13 protein-coding genes are annotated in these 16,133 nt (G+C 74.4%); 5 read left to right on the forward strand and 8 right to left on the reverse strand.

Annotation, left to right across the window (positions count from 1 at the left end):
• Nucleotides 1-317 precede the first annotated feature (317 nt).
• The gene (locus I5Q34_RS17215; RefSeq protein ID WP_199893175.1) at nucleotides 318-1,928 is read right to left on the reverse strand and encodes a succinic semialdehyde dehydrogenase; all 1,611 of its coding nucleotides are present in this window, start codon (nucleotides 1,926-1,928) and stop codon (nucleotides 318-320) included.
• An 84-nt stretch (nucleotides 1,929-2,012) separates the two neighbouring features.
• Entirely contained in the window at nucleotides 2,013-3,614 is a 1,602-nt protein-coding gene (locus tag I5Q34_RS17220) for a serine/threonine-protein kinase (protein WP_199893176.1), read from the reverse strand.
• Nucleotides 3,615-4,276: 662 nt separating this feature from the next.
• Here I5Q34_RS17220 and I5Q34_RS17225 point away from each other — a divergent pair.
• Nucleotides 4,277-5,452, forward strand: a complete 1,176-nt coding sequence (locus I5Q34_RS17225) for a tetratricopeptide repeat protein (RefSeq protein ID WP_277965527.1) — start codon at nucleotides 4,277-4,279, stop codon at nucleotides 5,450-5,452.
• A 30-nt stretch (nucleotides 5,453-5,482) separates the two neighbouring features.
• On the opposite strand, the gene I5Q34_RS17230 is transcribed toward I5Q34_RS17225, so the two are convergent.
• Entirely contained in the window at nucleotides 5,483-6,361 is an 879-nt protein-coding gene (locus tag I5Q34_RS17230; protein WP_199893178.1) for a DUF4344 domain-containing metallopeptidase, read from the reverse strand.
• 206 nt (nucleotides 6,362-6,567) lie between these two features.
• Between I5Q34_RS17230 and I5Q34_RS17235 the strand changes: the two genes are divergently transcribed.
• Entirely contained in the window at nucleotides 6,568-7,266 is a 699-nt protein-coding gene (locus tag I5Q34_RS17235) for a response regulator transcription factor (protein WP_199893179.1), read from the forward strand.
• A complete protein-coding gene (locus I5Q34_RS17240) occupies nucleotides 7,263-8,375 on the forward strand; it encodes a sensor histidine kinase (RefSeq protein ID WP_199893180.1) in 1,113 nt (370 codons plus the stop codon). Before I5Q34_RS17235 ends, I5Q34_RS17240 begins: the two co-directional genes overlap by 4 nt.
• A gap of 33 nt (nucleotides 8,376-8,408) precedes the next feature.
• Here I5Q34_RS17240 and I5Q34_RS17245 read toward each other — a convergent pair whose 3' ends face one another.
• Nucleotides 8,409-8,792 (reverse strand): STAS domain-containing protein, encoded by a 384-nt coding sequence (locus tag I5Q34_RS17245; RefSeq protein ID WP_199893181.1) that lies wholly within the window; start codon nucleotides 8,790-8,792, stop codon nucleotides 8,409-8,411.
• A gap of 451 nt (nucleotides 8,793-9,243) precedes the next feature.
• Between I5Q34_RS17245 and I5Q34_RS36075 the strand changes: the two genes are divergently transcribed.
• Nucleotides 9,244-9,798 (forward strand): sigma factor, encoded by a 555-nt coding sequence (locus tag I5Q34_RS36075; protein WP_374193028.1) that lies wholly within the window; start codon nucleotides 9,244-9,246, stop codon nucleotides 9,796-9,798.
• On the forward strand, nucleotides 9,795-10,856 hold the full coding sequence (locus I5Q34_RS17250; protein ID WP_374193029.1) for a zf-HC2 domain-containing protein: 1,062 nt from the start codon (nucleotides 9,795-9,797) through the stop codon (nucleotides 10,854-10,856). The genes I5Q34_RS36075 and I5Q34_RS17250 overlap by 4 nt, the downstream gene beginning before the upstream one ends.
• Before the next feature lie 610 nt (nucleotides 10,857-11,466).
• Here the strand turns inward: I5Q34_RS17250 and purU are convergent.
• The 4 genes from purU to I5Q34_RS17270 all read right to left on the reverse strand — a co-directional run bounded on the left by purU (nucleotide 11,467) and on the right by I5Q34_RS17270 (nucleotide 15,935).
• Nucleotides 11,467-12,360 (reverse strand): formyltetrahydrofolate deformylase, encoded by an 894-nt coding sequence (gene purU / locus I5Q34_RS17255; protein ID WP_199893183.1) that lies wholly within the window; start codon nucleotides 12,358-12,360, stop codon nucleotides 11,467-11,469.
• A 118-nt stretch (nucleotides 12,361-12,478) separates the two neighbouring features.
• Nucleotides 12,479-12,913: a hypothetical protein gene (locus I5Q34_RS17260; protein WP_234429052.1), complete on the reverse strand. Its 435-nt coding sequence runs from the start codon at nucleotides 12,911-12,913 to the stop codon at nucleotides 12,479-12,481.
• Between the two features lie 81 nt (nucleotides 12,914-12,994).
• Complete coding sequence (locus I5Q34_RS17265) at nucleotides 12,995-14,641, reverse strand: hypothetical protein (RefSeq protein ID WP_199893184.1); 1,647 nt, start codon at nucleotides 14,639-14,641, stop codon at nucleotides 12,995-12,997.
• 28 nt (nucleotides 14,642-14,669) lie between these two features.
• Nucleotides 14,670-15,935, reverse strand: a complete 1,266-nt coding sequence (locus tag I5Q34_RS17270) for a transposase (RefSeq protein WP_277965526.1) — start codon at nucleotides 15,933-15,935, stop codon at nucleotides 14,670-14,672.
• Nucleotides 15,936-16,133 lie beyond the last annotated feature (198 nt).

A 16,133-nucleotide genomic window follows, 5' to 3' on the forward strand; every position in this document is an offset into this window, starting at 1 on the left:
CCCCGGACCCCGTATCGCGGCTCCGCCGCTCGTCCTCAAACGCCGGACGGGCTGAGTCGGCGCGCCCGAGCTGGATATCCGGTGTGGGCTGGACATCCCGCCCCAGGCTGGATATCCGGTGCGGGCGCGCAATTCAGCCCGTCTGGGGGTTGCCCCCTCCGGGGAGCTTGAGGACAACCGCGCGCAGCGCGGTTTCGGGGGTCCAGGGGGCGGAGCCCCCGGTCAACGCGGCGAAGCCGCGTTACGGGGCCGGGGCTCGCCCCGGAAGAAACGGTGAAAGTGGGGGTACCCCCTCTGGGGGAGGGCCAGGGGCAAGATCAGCGCACGCGCAGCGACTTCAGCACGCGCAGGCCCGCCGTCATCAGCCGCGCATACCCCGCATCTGACAGCCCGAACGCCGGCCCCAACGGCACCACCCGCTGCTGGGCGACCGTCTGCGCCTCCGTGTACTTGAGCAGGCCCTCCGCGCCGTGCCGCCGTCCGAGCCCGGAGTCGCCCATGCCTCCCATGGGCGCCCGCGCGCTGCCGTACGCGGCCGCGTACCCCTCGTTGACGTTGACCGTGCCCGCCCGCAACCGGGCGGCAACGGCACGGCCCCGCCGCCCGTCCCGGGTCCACACGCTCGCGTTGAGCCCGTACGGCGTCGCGTTCGCGCGCTCGACCGCCTCGTCCTCGTCCTCGAAGCGGTGGACCGACACGACGGGGCCGAAGGTCTCCTCCGTGCATACGGCCATGGGGGCCTCGACGCCCTCCAGGATCGTCGGCTCGTGGAAGAACGGGCCGATGTCCGGCCGCGGGCGGCCGCCGGCGAGGACGGTGGCGCCCTTGGCGACGGCCTCCTCCACGTGCCGGACGACGGTCGCCAACTGCCGCGCGGAGGCGAGCGATCCCATGTCCGCGCCGTAGGACAGCGACCGGCCCAGCCGCAGGGCCCGCGTGCGCGCGACGAAGCGCTCCAGGAAGCGGTCCGCGATCGAGGAGTGGACGTACAGCCGCTCGATGGAGATGCACAACTGCCCGGCGGAGGAGAAGCAGGCGCGGACCGCGCCCGCCGCGGCCCGCTCGACGTCGGCGTCCCGCAGCACCAGCATCGCGTTCTTGCCGCCGAGTTCGAGCGAGGAGCCGACGAGGCGGCCGGCGGCGGCGCGGGCGACCTCGCGGCCGGTGCGGGTGGAACCGGTGAAGGTCACGTAGTCGGCGCGGGCGATCACCTCCGGACCGACGACGGGCCCCTCGCCGAGGACGACCTGCCACACGTCCTCGGGCAGGCCCGCCTCGACGAGCAGTTCGCGGGCCCACAGGGCGCTGAGCGCGGTCTCGGTGTCGGGCTTCATCACCACGGCGTTGCCCGCCGCGAACGCCGGGAGGGCGTCGCCGGCCGACAGCTCCAGCGGGTAGTTCCACGGCGCGATGTGGCCCACCACGCCGCGCGGGACGCGGAGTTCGGCGACCCGGGTCAGCAATGGCAGCACCCCGGTGTGCGCCCTGGGCCGCAGCAGGCCGGGGGACGAACGGCCGTAGAAGCGGGCGCCGATGGCCACCGCCTGCACCTCCTCGTGGGCGTGCAGCCGCGCCTTGCCGGTCTCCAGCTGGATCAGGTCCAGCGCCTCGGACTGCCGGTCCAGCAGCAGGTCGTGGAAGCGCAGCAGAACCGCGGCGCGCTGCCGCGCGGGCACCCCGGCCCACCGGCGCCCGGCCTCCCGGGCCCTCGCGAAGGCGGCCTCGACGTCCTCGGACGAGGACTCGGGGAGCCGGGCGAGGACCTCGCCGGTGAACGGCGCGTGGCTCACGGTCTCCCCGGAGCCGGTCACTCCACGGGCGAGGCGGTCGACGAGGGCGGTGGTGACGACGTCCGCCGCCGTGCGGATGTCCGTGCCCGGTGCGACGGGGTTGCCCCCGGCCGGGGCGACGTCCTTCGAGTCGGTCATGGGGGCGAGCGTAGGACGTGCACCCGACCTTTGGATACCCGCAAGTAGCTTGTTTTCAGCGGCAGTCGCGGCGCGGCGGGCCGTCTACTGCCCGGAGAAGGGCCGGGTGCGGACGAACGTGTCCAGCGCGGTCTCGAAGTGGCGCCGTCCCTCGTCCGACCTGGCGTCCGGCGCGGAGACCCACACGTCGTACATCTTCTCCCCCTCGTTCCAGGCGAGGTCGAGGGTGTGCCGGGGGCCCGCCGTGTCCTCGAAGCCGTTCCAGGTGAACTCCCAGGAGGCCGCCTCGTTCCCCTTGTGGGTGGTGCGCGTGACCCGTGCGTCGCGGTAGCCGGGGTAGCGGTCCGGCGCCTGGGAGGCGGATTCGCGCATCACGCCGATCGGACCGCCGTCCTTGGGGTCCTGGATCAGCACGCCGATGCGGAACTCCTTGCCGGGCGAGTAGTAGAAGACGCGCGGCGGTTCGAACGAGCGGGTGAAGCCGTCGGGGACGGCGAGCGCGAAGCCCGCCGGGTCCTGGACGGCGCGGTAGCCCGGCGGGGCCTTGACGTCCGCGGCGGCGGGCGGCGGGGTCGCGGAGGCGGTGGGCAGCGCCGGGCCGCGCGGGGACTGCGGGGTGCCGGTCACGGTGCGCGTCACCCGCGGCACGGCCTTGTCGTCCCGCCCGTCCTCGTCCCGGATCATCAGCAGCGCCGCCACGCCCGCGCCGAGCCCTGCCAGGGTGACCAGGGCGACGCCGCCCAGCAGGGCGGTGCGCACCCGGACGGCGCGGGCGGGCGCCGGGGGCGGGGTGAGGGCGGGAGCGGGGACGCTGCTCTGGGTCGGGGTGTAGTGGACGGAAGCGGCCGGGGCGCGGCCGGTGTCCAGATACCCGCGCAGCAGCCGCTCCGCCTCGTCCGTCCCCATCCGGCGGGCCGGGTCGCGCTCCAGCAGCCCGCGGACGACCGGCAGCAGCGGGCCGGCCGCCTCGGGCGGGCGGATCTCGTCGTAGACCACCGCGTGCAGGATGCCGCCCAGCGAGTCGCGGTGGAACGGCGAGGCCCCGCTGAGCGCGGTGCACAGCAGCACGCCCAGCGACCACAGGTCCGACTCGGGCCCGGCCTGCCCGCCAGCCATCCGCTCGGGGGCGGTGTACTCGGGCGAGCCGACGAACGCCCCGGTCTCGGTGATCGTCGTGGCACCGGAGACCTGGGCGATGCCGAAGTCGGTGAGCACGACGCGGCCCGTGCCCGACTCCAGCAGCACGTTGGGCGGTTTGATGTCGCGGTGCAGGACGCCGCGCGCGTGGGCGGCGCGCAGCGCGCCCAGCATGGCCAGCCCGATCCGGGCCGCCTCGCGGGGGTCCACCGGGCCGTCCGCCGCCAGCCGGTCGGACAGCGAACGGCCGTCCACCAGCTCCATGACGATCCACGGGCGGCCGTCCTGCTCGACGATGTCGTGCAGGACGATGACGTTGGGGTGCTTGATCAGCGCGACCGTGCGGGCCTCGCGCAGGGTGCGGTCCTGGTAGGACCGGTCGGCGCCGGGCGACCCGGCGTCGTCCGCGTGCAGCTCCTTGACCGCCACTTCGCGGCCCAGCAGTTCGTCGGTGGCCCGCCAGACCGTGCCCATGCCGCCGCGCCCGATCCGCCGCCCCAACCGATAGCGCCCCGCGATCACGCCGTCGTGTGCGGCGAAACTCCCCATGGGCACATCTTGCCCCACGGGCCGGAAGGGCGACGCCTCCCGCGCCTGCGGCCCTGGCCGGGGTTCCTTCGGCTTTCGCCCCTGGCCCGCCCTTTCACCGTTTCTCCCGGGGCAGGCCCCTCGGCCCGGCACCGCGCTTCGCGCGGTGAGGCGGGGGCTGCGCCCCCTGCGCCCCTGGCCCCCCTTCGGGGCTACGCCCCGGACCCCGTATCGCGGCTCCGCCGCTCGTCCTCAAACGCCGGACGGGCTGAGTCGGCGCGCCCGAGCTGGATATCCGGTGTGGGCTGGACATCCCGCCCCAGGCTGGATATCCGGTGCGGGCGCGCACTTCAGCCCGTCTGGGGGTTGCCCCCTCCGGGGAGCTTGAGGACAACCGCGCGCAGCGCGGTTTCGGGGGTCCAGGGGGCGGAGCCCCCGAGCCCCCGCCTCACCGCGCGAAGCGCGGTGCCGGGCCGAGGGGCGCAGCCCCCGCTCACCGCCCCGAGCGGAGCCCGGAAGAAACGGTGAAAGGGCGGGCCGGGGGCAGCTCAACCCCCCTCCCCCGGGGCCCGCTTCGGCGGAATACGGCGGAACGCTGTGGACACCCCCCGTTCTGGGCATGAGTGACGTATGCGGACGCAACCCGCGGCGCGCATCACGGCGTCATGTACCGGGGGGTGGAAGTGAACGGGAACGGCACCCACGGAATACCGGCCCACGAGCCGGCCGACATCGCTCCGCGCCTGGCGAAGGCCCGGCGCACACTGAATTCCGGGGCGGCCGAGGACGCGGCCGCGCTCTTCGCGGCGCTCCGCGGCGAGGCCGCCCGGCTGGGGCTGGTCCCCGAACGGGCCGCGGCCCTGGTGGGCCTGGGGGACTGCGCGCTGGAGTCCGGCGACCTGGCGGAGGCGCGCGACCACTTCGCGGAGGCGGAGCTGCTGCTGGCGGACGAGCCGCTGCCGTGCCGCGTGCCGGCCCTGCGGGGCCGGGCCACCGCGCACCTGCTGGCCGGTGAACTCCGTTACTGCTGCTACTTGTTGGAGAGCGCGCTCGACGAGCTGAACGCCTCGGAGGCGCGCGACCCGGGCGCGCTGCTGCTGCTCTACACGGCGGCCATAGCGCCGTACATGGACATGGGGGCACACGCCAGGGCCGCGCGCGCCGCGGAGTTGGCGCTGGGGCTCGCGGCGCAGGTGGACGATCCGGTGCTGGTGGCGAGCACCCACCGGGGCGTGGCGCGGACGCTGGTCGCCGAGGGCCGGTTCGCCGAGGCGGACGCCTCGCTGACCAAGGCCCAGGAGCTCTGCAGCCGGCTGCGCATCCGCACCGAACTGGCGCACTGTCACTGGATGCGCGGCTATGTGCACGCCCAGGACGGCAACCTGGCCGCCGCCGAACGCGAACTGCGCACCGCCCGCGAGATGCTGGCCTCCAAGAAGGCCCCGCTGTTCAGGGTGCAGGTCGAGGTGGAGCTGGCGGACGTGCTGCGCCGGCGCGGCCGGGCGGACGAGGCGGCGGCGCTGCTGGCCCCGCTGCTGGCGCCGTCGGCCCTGGGCGCCGAGCGGGGCGCGGTGCACGCCGGGGGCGCGCACCGGCTGCTGGGCCTGATGGCCGAGGACCGGGGCGAGACCGACACCGCGGAGGAGCACTACTGCGCGGCGCTGTCGCTGCTGGAGCGCACCGGCGCGGCCGGCGACCTGGCCGACCTGTGCCGCCTGCTGGGCGACCTGCTGCGGCGCACGGGCCGTACGGACGCGGCCCTCAACGCCTACCGCACGGGCCTGGGGCACCGGGCCGCGCCGGGGACGACGACGCTGGGGCCGGCGCCGCCACTGCCGCTGCGACGGCTCGTGGGGTGAGCGGGGTGAACGAGGTGAGCGGGGCGCGGCTCAGCGGCCGGCCGCGTGCGGCGCCAGGAGCGCGTCCCAGCCGCGGCGCAGGCTGCGGTACTCGTCCTGGCACTGCTCGGCGCGGTCCTTGGTGAGGCGTCTGCCGTCCACGAGCTTCCGGCCGGCGCCGGGGGCCGAACCGTACAGGTAGCACAGGTAGTTGGCGCTGCGGGCGGCGTCCGGGGCGTGTTCGTCGCTGGGGTCGTCGTCCGAGGGTTCGCTGTCGGCGGCGTACTGGGCGTAGTTGTCGGCGGCGGCCCGCAGCGCGGCCCGGCCGGCGGCGCCCCGGGGGATGAGCCGGTAGGCGGCGAACTGGTCGGCCACGTCCTCCTCGTGACCGGTGAAGCGCAGGTCGAGCCGGTCGATGAGGGCGTGGGCGAGCTCGTGGTAGAGGGTCTCGGTGACGACACCGGCGGTGCGGTCCCCGGCGTCCCCGGCGTCCCCGGCGTCCCCGGCGTCCCCGGCCTTCCCGGCCTTCCCCTCGTCGGCGTCCTCGAACATCGTCCGCACCTCGCCCACGTAGCCGTAGCAGAGGGTGACCCGCCCGGTCTCCGGGTCGTAGTCGGGGAAGTCGCCCTCGGGGCAGGAGCGGCCGGTGACGGCGATGTCGTGGGGCAGCCGGAGCGAGCCGTTGAGGTCGTCCGCGACCTGCTCGGCCAGCCGGCGCTGCCGCAGGAAGTCCCGGTCGCGGACGTCGCGCGCCTTCGCCGCCTCGTAGGAGACCGTCAGGACGCCCTTCGCCGCGGGCCGGCCGTCGTGGGAGCCGCCGCAGGCCGTGACCAGGAGGGCGCACGCGGTCGTCACGGCGAGCACGCGGGCGCGCGGCCCCCGCGGCGGCCGGGGCGGCGTACGGGGGACGGATCCGGCATGGTGCAGCATGGACTGCACTCTGCCGGACGGCAGGTCAGGAGGGAAATCCACCGGAAGACCACCGGAAGACCACCGGAAACCACCGGAAACACCGGAGGACCCCGCCGCCGGCCGGCGGAGCGCCGGTTTTCCTCTTTCCCTCCGCCGGTGCGGCAGGCTGGAAGGTGCCGGGTACCCATGAGGTCCCCGGGTGTGAAGGGATGAGGGAGCGGACGGTGATCCGTGTTGCGGTGGTGGACGACGAACAGCTCGTCAGGTCCGGGCTGCGGATGATCCTGGGCACGGCCGGGGACATCGAGGTCGTCGCGGACTGCGGCGGGGGCGAGGCCGTGGACACCGTCCTGGCCGCCGCGCCCGACGTCGTCCTCCTGGACATCCGGATGCCGGACGTCTCGGGGCTGGCCGTGCTCCGCGCGCTGCGGGTGCTGCCCACACCGCCGGTGGTCGCCATGCTCACCACCTTCGACGCGGACGAGTACCTCTCCGCCGCGCTGAGCGGCGGCGCCGCCGGGTTCCTGCTCAAGGACACCGACCCCGAGCAGCTCGTCCGGGCCGTGCGGACCCTGGCCGGGGGCGGCAGCGTGCTGGACCCGGGCGTGACCCGGACGGTGATCGGCGGGTACCTGTCGGCGGGCGCCGGGGCCCCGGAGCCGACCGCCGCCGAGGCCGTGCGCGCGCTGACCCCGCGCGAGCGGGAGGTGCTGGCGCACCTGGGCGCCGGCCTGGCCAACCCGCAGATCGCCGAGCGGATGGGACTGGCCCCCAGCACCGTCAAGGACCACGTCCGGGCCGTCCTCGGCAAGCTCGGCGGCCTCAACCGGGTGCAGGCCGCGATCGTCGCCGACCGCGCCGGGCTCGTCCCGGCCGGACGGCCCGGGACGGGCCCGGGCGGCGCCGGGGGCGACCCGCGGTGACCCGCCGCCCGCCCGCCTGGCTGCCGGTCGCCGCACCCGTGGCACTGGCCCTCGCCGACGCGTTCCTGGTCAACGGGGCCGAGCCCGGGCTGCCCCTGGCGCTCTCGCTGGCCGCTGCGCTCGCCCTGGTGTGGCGGCGGCGCCTGCCGCTGACGGTGCTCGCCGTCACCCTGGCGGGCCTGTTCATCGGCTACATCTGGTTCGCGCCGCTGATCGCGCTCTACACGGTGGCCGCCGTGCGCCCCCCGGACCGCCGGGTGCTCGCCCTGGCGGGCACCGTGTTCGCGATCGCGCACTTCCTGCCCTACCCCGTCTCCCGCCTCCCGGTGCACGACCTCCGCGCGCTGGCGCTGGACGCCGTCACCGCCGTCGTCATCGCGGCCGCCCCGATCGCCGTCGGGCTGCTCTCCCGCACCCGGCACGAGCTGGCCGGGCGGCTGGACGAGCTGACGCGCAGCCGCGAGCGGGAGGACCGGCTGCTGGCCGACCAGGTGGTGGCCACCGAGCGGGCCCGGCTCGCCCGCGAGATGCACGACGTGGTCGCCCACCAGGTCAGCCTGATCAGCCTGCAGGCCGGGGCGGTGCAGGTGCGCACCGAGGACACCGAGGCGCAGGCCGGCGCGCGCACCATCCGCGAGCTGTCCGTGCGCACCCTGGACGAGCTGCGTCACATGGTCGGCATCCTGCGCGCGGCGGGCGCGGACAAGGAGGAGCTCACCCCGCAGCCGAAGCTGGCGGACCTGCCGCGGCTGCTGGAGCTCAGCGCCCTGGACGTGACGTACGAGGCCGCCCACGACCCGGACGCGCGGCGCTCCGAGGCCGTCGAGCGGGCGGCGTTCCGCACGGTCCAGGAGGCGCTGACCAACGTCCGCAAGCACGCCCCGGGGGCGAAGGTGCGGGTGCGGGTCGGCGAGCCGGAGGGCGGCGGCCTGCGGGTGGAGGTCCGCAACGGCCCGGCGGACTCGGCCGTCCCGCGCCCGGAACTGCCCGGCGGCGGCCACGGCCTGGTGGGCCTGCGCGAGCGCGCGCAGAGTCTGGGGGGCACGCTCCGGGCGCACGCGACCGAGGACGGGGGCTTCCTGGTGCGGGCCGACTTCCCGCGCTGCTGACGTGCTTGCGCCGATAGCCGGTAGCCGACGTGCTTACGCCGACAGCGGGCCGGTGGTGTCGTCGGTGTCGTCCGTCGCGCTCGCGAGGTCCGGGTAGACCTCGAAGAGGCGGCGCACACCGAGCGCCGCGAGCACCCGGTTGACGTGCGAGCCCTCGACCGCGCCCTGCGCGGGCAGGATCAGCCGCAGCTGTCCCTGGCAGGAGCGCATCAGACGACGGGCCGCGATCAGCACCCCGACCCCGCTGGAGTCGCAGAACCGGACCTCGCCCAGGTCCAGCACCAGGCTCCGCCGGCCGTCCGCCACCGCGTCGTGGACCCGCTGGCGCACCGCCGGCGAGGTCACCAGATCCATCTCGCCGCAGACCTGGAGCACGGCCCAGTCCCCCTGCTCGCGCTCCCATACCTTCAACGTCACGCGTTCGAGCCCTTCTCACTCGGTCCGCCGGTGTTCGCGCTTTCCGGCGTTTTTCCGGACTGAGCCCTTCCGCGGTGTGGCCGCCGGCACGTACGCTCCGCGACGGCCGTCCGGTTCCCCGGATCCGGAGGTCGCCCTCCCGGATCCGTCGCGAATTGCCGTCTGGCATAAACCACCACCGTTGAGCCTATGCCCCGCTCGAACCCTTCATCCCCATAGATCCGGTCACACCCGCATAACACATCGGCACATTCGAGCATGTCCGATCCACACCGATCGGCCGGATCGTGACAGACCACCGCAAAGCGCACCGCAGCCATAGCATCCCCGCCCGGCCGACGCGGGCCGGTTGTCCGATCTCCCTTGGATCTTCCCCGATTTCGGTGCGAAGCGGGGCCCGGTCCCGGACCGTCCCGTTACATTGCGAGGAGCACCCGGGAGGAGGGTCGGCATGACGTACGACGCACCACCACGATGGGACCGCAGGATGCAGCAGCGGCTCGCGCACGGCGAGGCCGCCGCGCTCGGCGAGCTCTACGACCGCTTCGCCTCCCTCGTCCACGGCCTCGCCCACCGTGTCCTCGACGACGAGGCGGCCGCCGACCGCGTCACCCGCGACGTCTTCGGCTACGTCTGGGAGCACCCCGACGCCTACGACCCCCGCGAGGGCCCGTTGCGCTCCTGGATCGCCGACGTCACCCACCGGCAGGCCGTCGCCCGGTTGCGCCAGGCGGAGAGCGTCGGCGAGGCGGGCCCCGAGGAGATCGACGAGCGGGTCCGCGCGGCCTCCGCCGCCGCCCGCGCCGACTACATCGTCACCTCCATGCCCGCCTCCCTGCGCGAGGCGCTCGACCTCGCGTACTCCCGCCGGCTGGACTACCGCAAGGCCGCCGCCGGGCTCGGCGTCACCGAGGACGAGGCCCGGCGCCGGCTCCGGCTGGGGCTCCAACTGCTCTCCACGGCCCACCAGGGCCCGCGCCGGCCCGCCGGCGGAGGCCACCGATGACCACGCACGCGACCCGGCCGCACCGGGTCCTCAAGTCCCTGCTCGGCGCCTGGGCGCTGGCCGCCTGCTCGGCCGAGGAGACCGCGGCCGTCGAGGAGCACCTCACCGACTGCGCCGCCTGCGCCGACGAGGCCCTCCGGCTGCGGGACGCGGTCGCCCTCCTCCACCACGAGGAGAGCCTCGACCTCGACCCCGGCCTGCGCTCCCGGGTCCTCGCGCACTGCCTCGGCCGCCGCCCGGCCAAGATCCCGGTGCCCGCCTGGGCCGCGCCCTACGAGGCCGAGACCGCCCGCCTCGACGCCCTCCTGAGGGACATCGACGACGCGGACTGGACCGCCCCGGTCCGGCTCACCTGGTTCGACGGACGCGCCCCCGCCGAGCGGGAGGTCGACGTCGCCGCCGTCATCACCCACCTCACCGCGGTGGACGGCCTGGTCGCCGGCTTCCTGGGCCTCCCGGCGCCGCCCGCCGCCTCCGGCGAGGCCCCCGCGGGCACGCACGCGACCTGGCGCGACCAGAGCCGCGCCCTGATACGGAGCGCCTCCTTCGCCAAGGAGGGCACGGCCGAACGGACCGTGGAGTACGGCCCGTTCAGCCTGCCGCTGTCCGACGCGTTCCTGGACCGCGCCTTCGAGTGCTGGGTGCACGCGGAGGACGTGGCCGAGGCGGTCGCCTACCCCTACACGCCGCCCTCCCCGTCCCACATGCACCACATGATCGACCTCGCGGCCCGGCTCCTGCCCCGCGCGATCGCCGGCCGCCGCCGCGCGGGCCTCGCCCCGCCCCCGCACACCCTCACCACGGCGGGCGCCCCCGGCCGCGCCCTCCACCTGGAGATCGAGGGCAGCGGCGGCGGCCACTGGTACATCGCCCTGGACTCCCCCGCCGCCAAGGCCGCCCCCGGGACGGAGGTGGCCCATGTGGCCCTGGACGGCCTGGAGTTCTGCCGCCTGGCCGCCGGCCGCATGCTCCCGCAGGAGGCGGCGGCGGGCCAGGACGGCGACCGGGAGGCGGTACGGGACGTGCTGTTCGCGACGGCTTCGTTGTCGCGGATGTGATGCGAGGGGGGGTGGGCGGAGGCCCGGGGTGGGAGGGGAGTTCGCTTGGGCGGGGGCCCGCACGGGCGCGTGGCCCGCATGAGCGCGTGGCCCGCATGAGCGCGTGGCCCGCATGAGCCTGCCCTGTGCGGGCAGGCACCCATGCGGGCGGACGTCGGCGCAGACCGACGCGGGTCCGGCTCGGCCCCGGGCTCGGAGATACGGCCCGGTCCAGCAGGGTGCCGCCCCCAGGGGAGTTCAAGGACGCTGCGCGGAGCGCAGTCCCGGGGCGCGGGGGCGGAGCCCCCCACCCCACAACGGGAGCGGCACCGGACCCACCCCACAGCGGGAGCGGCGCCCGGCGCCCCACAGGGCGCTGCCTCCCGGCCATCGGGGCGGAGCCCCGGCAGCCGTCCGGACGGCGAGTCAGGACGCAGGGGCAAGCCGCCCGCCATCGCGCGCGTCAACCCGACGCCCGGATCTCCGCCCGAAGGGCGACCGGGGCGCAGGGGGCGGAGCCCCCGCTCACCGCGCGGAGCGCGGTGCCGGGCCGAGGGGCGGAGCCCCGGAGGAAACGGTGAAATGGGGGTGCCCCCTCTGGGGGAGGGGCGGGGAGAAGAAAACCACGCCGTCAGGCGAAGACAACCGTCCGGCTGCCGTTCAGCAGCACACGGTGCTCGCTGTGCCACTTCACCGCCCGCGCCAACGCCTGGCACTCCACATCCCGCCCGACGGCCACCAACTGCTCCGGCGTCACCTCGTGCCCCACCCGCTCGACCTCCTGCTCGATGATCGGCCCCTCGTCGAGGTCGGCCGTCACGTAGTGCGCGGTGGCGCCGATCAGCTTCACACCCCGCGCGTGCGCCTGGTGGTACGGCTTCGCGCCCTTGAAGCTCGGCAGGAAGGAGTGGTGGATGTTGATGATCCGCCCCGACAGCTCCTTGCACAGCTGGTCGGAGAGCACCTGCATGTACCGCGCGAGCACGACCAGCTCGACGTTCTCGTCCCGGACGAGCTCCAGCAGTCGCCCCTCCGCCTCCGCCTTGGTGTCCTTCGTCACCGGAATGTGATGGAAGGGGACCCCGTAGGAGCCGACCAGCTCGGCGAAGTCCGTGTGGTTGGAGACCACGGCGGCGATCTCGACCGGCAGCGCCCCGATCCGCGAGCGGAACAGCAGATCGTTGAGGCAGTGCCCGAACTTGGACACCATCAGGATGATCCGCATCTTCTCGTCGGCCCGGTGGATCTGCCAGTCCATCTGGAAGGAGTCACCGATGGCCGCGAAGCTGGCCCGCAGCTTCTCGACCGTCACGGGCGCCTCGGCGCTGAAGTGCACCCGCATGAAGAACAGACCGGTGTCACCGTCGCCGAACTGCCGGCTGTCCTCGATGTTGCAGCCGGTCATGAAGAGGTAGCTGGACACCGCGTGCACGATGCCCTGCTTGTCCGGGCAGGAGAGGGTGAGGACGTACTGGTCGGGCTGGGCGGCGGGCCGCACGGGCGCGACGGGCTGCGAGGCGTTCATAGCCCAATAGCGTCGCACACCCGCGGACCCCCTCCGGACCACGAGGTTCCGCTCCTCCCCGCCCTCGATCCCGGTCAGACCTTGATCGGACCTCGATCGGACCTCGATCAGACCTTGGTCACACCTTGGTCAGCATGGCCAGCACGGGCAGCGACCTCGGCGGCACGTCCGGGTCGTCCCCGTCCCCCGCGGCCAGCCGCACGTGCGCCTCACGGGCCGCGCGGACGACCTCCGGCCACCCGTGGTGCTCCAGGTACGCCGAGACGGGTGCGTCGGGCCCGACCTGGTGCATGATCCGCAGCACCCGCAGCACCGCCGTGTCCACCAGGGCGGCCTCGCCCGAGTCACGGAAGACCGTCCCGACGTATTTCTCGGCCGACCAGTTGTCCAGCCAGGTGTCCTCGACCAGGCGGTAGACGGCGTCGGTCACGTCTCCGTACTCCTCGCGTCCGGCCAGCCAGCACTCCCGCTGGAAGGCCTCGTCCGCGAGCATGTGCAGCGCCGAGCGGACGTTGGCCCGCCAGCGCCACCACGGCATGTCATTCAGCGGCATGCCGTCCATGGTGGTCGAGCGGCGGCCGCGACGGGAAGACTTCTCCGAACCTTGCACAGCAGTCGATCGTACGTTCCCGCCTCAGAGCTGCGTCCACTGGCGCTGGGGGAGCCCGTACTTCTTCGCGATCGGGTTCCACAGACCGGCGGCCCGCTTCTTGGCCGCGGTCGCCTCGCCACTGGCGCGGTCGGCCGCGACGGCATCCCTCGTGGGACGGGCGTGGCCCTTGTGACAGCCGTGCTTGCCGTCCACCTTGTCGGCCCAGGCCGCGTAGTGGCTGTCGGCCGCGGCGGACGCCCGCCACGCCCTGGTCAGTTGCCCGGTCAGGTCCGCGTGGCCCTTGAGCTTGTCCACGTCCGTCCTGCGCAGCCGGTCCACCAGGCCGTTGCGGTCCTTCGCGGCGGCGCGCAGATCCGCGGCCGACTTGCCGAGGTTCTTGCAACTCCTGGTGGAATCCACGGCCTTGATGACGCTGTCCCGGCTGCTGCCGCTGTCCTTCAGCAGCGCGTACAGCGCCTTGGCCTGCCCCTCGGCCGGGTCGACGGGCTTGGGCTTCTTGCTCCCGGCGGCCTTCGGAGTGGACGGGGCACTCGGCCCGGCCGTGGCCGCGGCGGCCTTCTGGGGCTCCTGTTCCTTGTCCTTTGAGTCACCCCCGCCCCAGAACAGCGCTCCCGCCGCGAGTCCGGCGACGGCACAGCCGGCGACGACGCCGCCGATGACGGCGAGGCTCTTCCCCCGCCCGGAACGGGCGGGCGCGACCGGGACCGGATCCGGAGCCGGAGCGGGCGGCGGCGCGTACGCCCCGGGCACGGGCCCGGGTATTCGGGGGCCCGGCGGGGGCGGAGCCGACTGCGCGGCGGCGCTCTGCCGGAACAGCGTGTCGAACTCCATGGGCGGCGTGCGCTCCCCGCCGCCGGCTGGCGCGCCCGCCCCCGGAACGGGCGGCAGGTACCGCGTCGCCGCGTCGTCCGGCCCACCAGGGGCACCGGCCCCCCGGACCGGCGGAAGGTACTGCGTGGCCGCCCCGTCGTCCGGCAGGCCGGCGGCGGGCATGCCCGGCGCCACGGCCCCCGGCACCGGCGGAAGGTACTGCGTCGCCGCCCCGTCGCCGCCCTGCCCGCCGCCGGTGACCGGCGGGAGGTAGCGGGTCGCCGCCGCGTCGTCGGCCGGCCCGGCGGAGGGCGCCCCCGCACCCTGGACCGGCGGCAAGTACTGCGTCGCGGCCCCGTCGTCCGGCAGGCCGGCGGCCGGTATCGGCGGAAGGTACTGCGTCGCCGGTGCGTCGTCCGGCACACCGGCGGGCCGCGCCTGCGGCGCGGGCGGGACCGGTGACGGCGACAGGTACTGGGGCGCACCCCCGTCGTCCGCCGCGGCGGAACGGTTCGGCGCGGCGGCGGGCACCGGCGGGAGGTACTGGGTCGCCGCGTCCCCCCGGCCCAACTCCTGCGCGTACGGCGGGGACGGCGGCGGCGTGCCCGGCATCGGCGTCCCGCCCATGGGCGGGAGGTACTGCGTCGCCTCGGAGTCGGACGCGCCCGGCCGGGCCGGCGGCATCTCCGGCGGCAGCGGCGACCGCTGCGCCGCGACCGGCGGCCCCCACGAACCGCCCCAGGGCTGCCCGGGCGGCGGTCCGGCGGGGGCGGCCGGGCGGGAAGGCGGCACGACGCCCTCGTGCGCGGGCGGGGCCGCAGGGAGCTGCGGCTCGTTTCCCTGTCCGCTCTGCGTCACCGGGACTCCTCAGGCTGTACGGGTAGCGTCAACTTCTCAGCCCTGTGGGACTGGGCCTGGCGCCCAGTCTTTCAGGCGTTGATGGCAGGTCCTGCCCGCCGATGGCTTCGGCGGGGGCCTGCGTCCTGCCGCACCGGGCGGGTCGCCCGGCGCGGCTGGGGCGGTTGACCGCGCCCCGCTGCCACACAGCATCGGCCCGGTGGGCGATGTTGCGGGAGCCGTTGTGGTCCGCGTGCACGACCGCTCCACAGGAGCGGCACGCGAACCAGGACTGGGACACCCTGTTCGACCGATGGGTGTGCTTGCACTCGGAGCACTGGCGGGAGGTGTTGCGGGGGTCCACGAACAGGACCGGGACCCCTGCCCGCTTGGCTTTGTACTCGACGAAGGCGCCGAGCTGGGCGAAGGCCCACGAGTGCAGTCCGTACCGCTGTTCTTTCCTGGCCGTGACCCTCTGCCGGATGCCCTTGAGCTGTTCCAGGGCCACCCCGCGTGAGGTGCGTTCAGCGGTGCTGATGAGCTTCTTGGAGACAAGATGGTTGATGTCGGCGGCAAACCGGGCCTCACGGCGACGAATGCGCTTCAGCCGTCGCTTGGCGGACTTTGTGGCCTTCTTCTGGAGCTTGGCGGTCAGTCTTCGCATCCGGCGTCGGTACCGGTTCAGCCGTCGCCCGGACATGACCTCGCCGTCCGAGGTGGTGGCGACGTTCACGATGCCCAGATCCACACCGAGCCAGCCCTCCGGCTCGTACACGTCGGGCTCCGGCAGGTCGACAGTGGCGACGAGGAAGAACTTGCCGTCCCGCACCACCAGATCGCTCTCGCCCTTACGGTGCGCAAGGAGCTTCAGCGCCTCACCGGAGCAGATGAACGGGATGCCCTTGATCCGCCCGGCCACCGTCCACAGCGACACCGTACGGGCGTCCACACTCCACGACAGACAGCGATCGTCGAACGGCTGCGCCGCGTCCTCACGGAACACCACCGGCTTGGCCTCCGCCTTGCGACGCGCCCTGCCGGTCAACTGCCCGTTCCTGATGTTCCCCGCCAACGTGGCATAGGCGTCCACGACCTTTTTCACCACCCGCACCGCCGGCTGCGCCGACAGATCGAAGGCTGCCTTCAGGCCGTAGTACACCTCCTGCTGCAACTCGTTGCGCCGCCTGAGGCCTTTCTCGAACGCGACGCGGGATACCCAGTTCGCACCCCGGTTGCACGCGCGCAGGGTTGCGGCCAGAGCGTCGGCGTCATGCACCGACCGCGGCAGCAACTTCACCCGCACGACAATCTTCACACAGATCAAGCTAGTACGCACAAACACAACGGATCAACTTACCGACCGCCAAGTAGGCGTAGATCCTGGGCACTTCGACCTTCGGCCCCTGTGTCAGGTCCCGGGACGAAGGGGGATCAGCCCGTCTGGGGGTCGCCCCCTCCGGGGAGCGTGAGGACAGCGCCCGGAGGGCGCTTCGGGGGGCAGGGGGCGGAGCCC

This window comes from Streptomyces sp. AV19 (assembly GCF_015999245.1).
GTDB lineage: Bacteria > Actinomycetota > Actinomycetes > Streptomycetales > Streptomycetaceae > Streptomyces.

Bases quoted from the DNA above. Each gene is read 5' to 3' on its own strand.
- I5Q34_RS36075 (WP_374193028.1), top strand. From the start codon at position 9,244: ATGACGTACGACGCACCACCACGATGGGACCGCAGGATGCAGCAGCGG.
- I5Q34_RS17250 (WP_374193029.1), top strand. From the start codon at position 9,795: ATGACCACGCACGCGACCCGGCCGCACCGGGTCCTCAAGTCCCTGCTC.
- I5Q34_RS17215 (WP_199893175.1), bottom strand. From the start codon at position 1,928: ATGACCGACTCGAAGGACGTCGCCCCGGCCGGGGGCAACCCCGTCGCA.
- I5Q34_RS17220 (WP_199893176.1), bottom strand. From the start codon at position 3,614: ATGGGGAGTTTCGCCGCACACGACGGCGTGATCGCGGGGCGCTATCGG.
- I5Q34_RS17260 (WP_234429052.1), bottom strand. From the start codon at position 12,913: ATGCCGCTGAATGACATGCCGTGGTGGCGCTGGCGGGCCAACGTCCGC.
- purU (WP_199893183.1), bottom strand. From the start codon at position 12,360: ATGAACGCCTCGCAGCCCGTCGCGCCCGTGCGGCCCGCCGCCCAGCCC.
- I5Q34_RS17230 (WP_199893178.1), bottom strand. From the start codon at position 6,361: ATGCTGCACCATGCCGGATCCGTCCCCCGTACGCCGCCCCGGCCGCCG.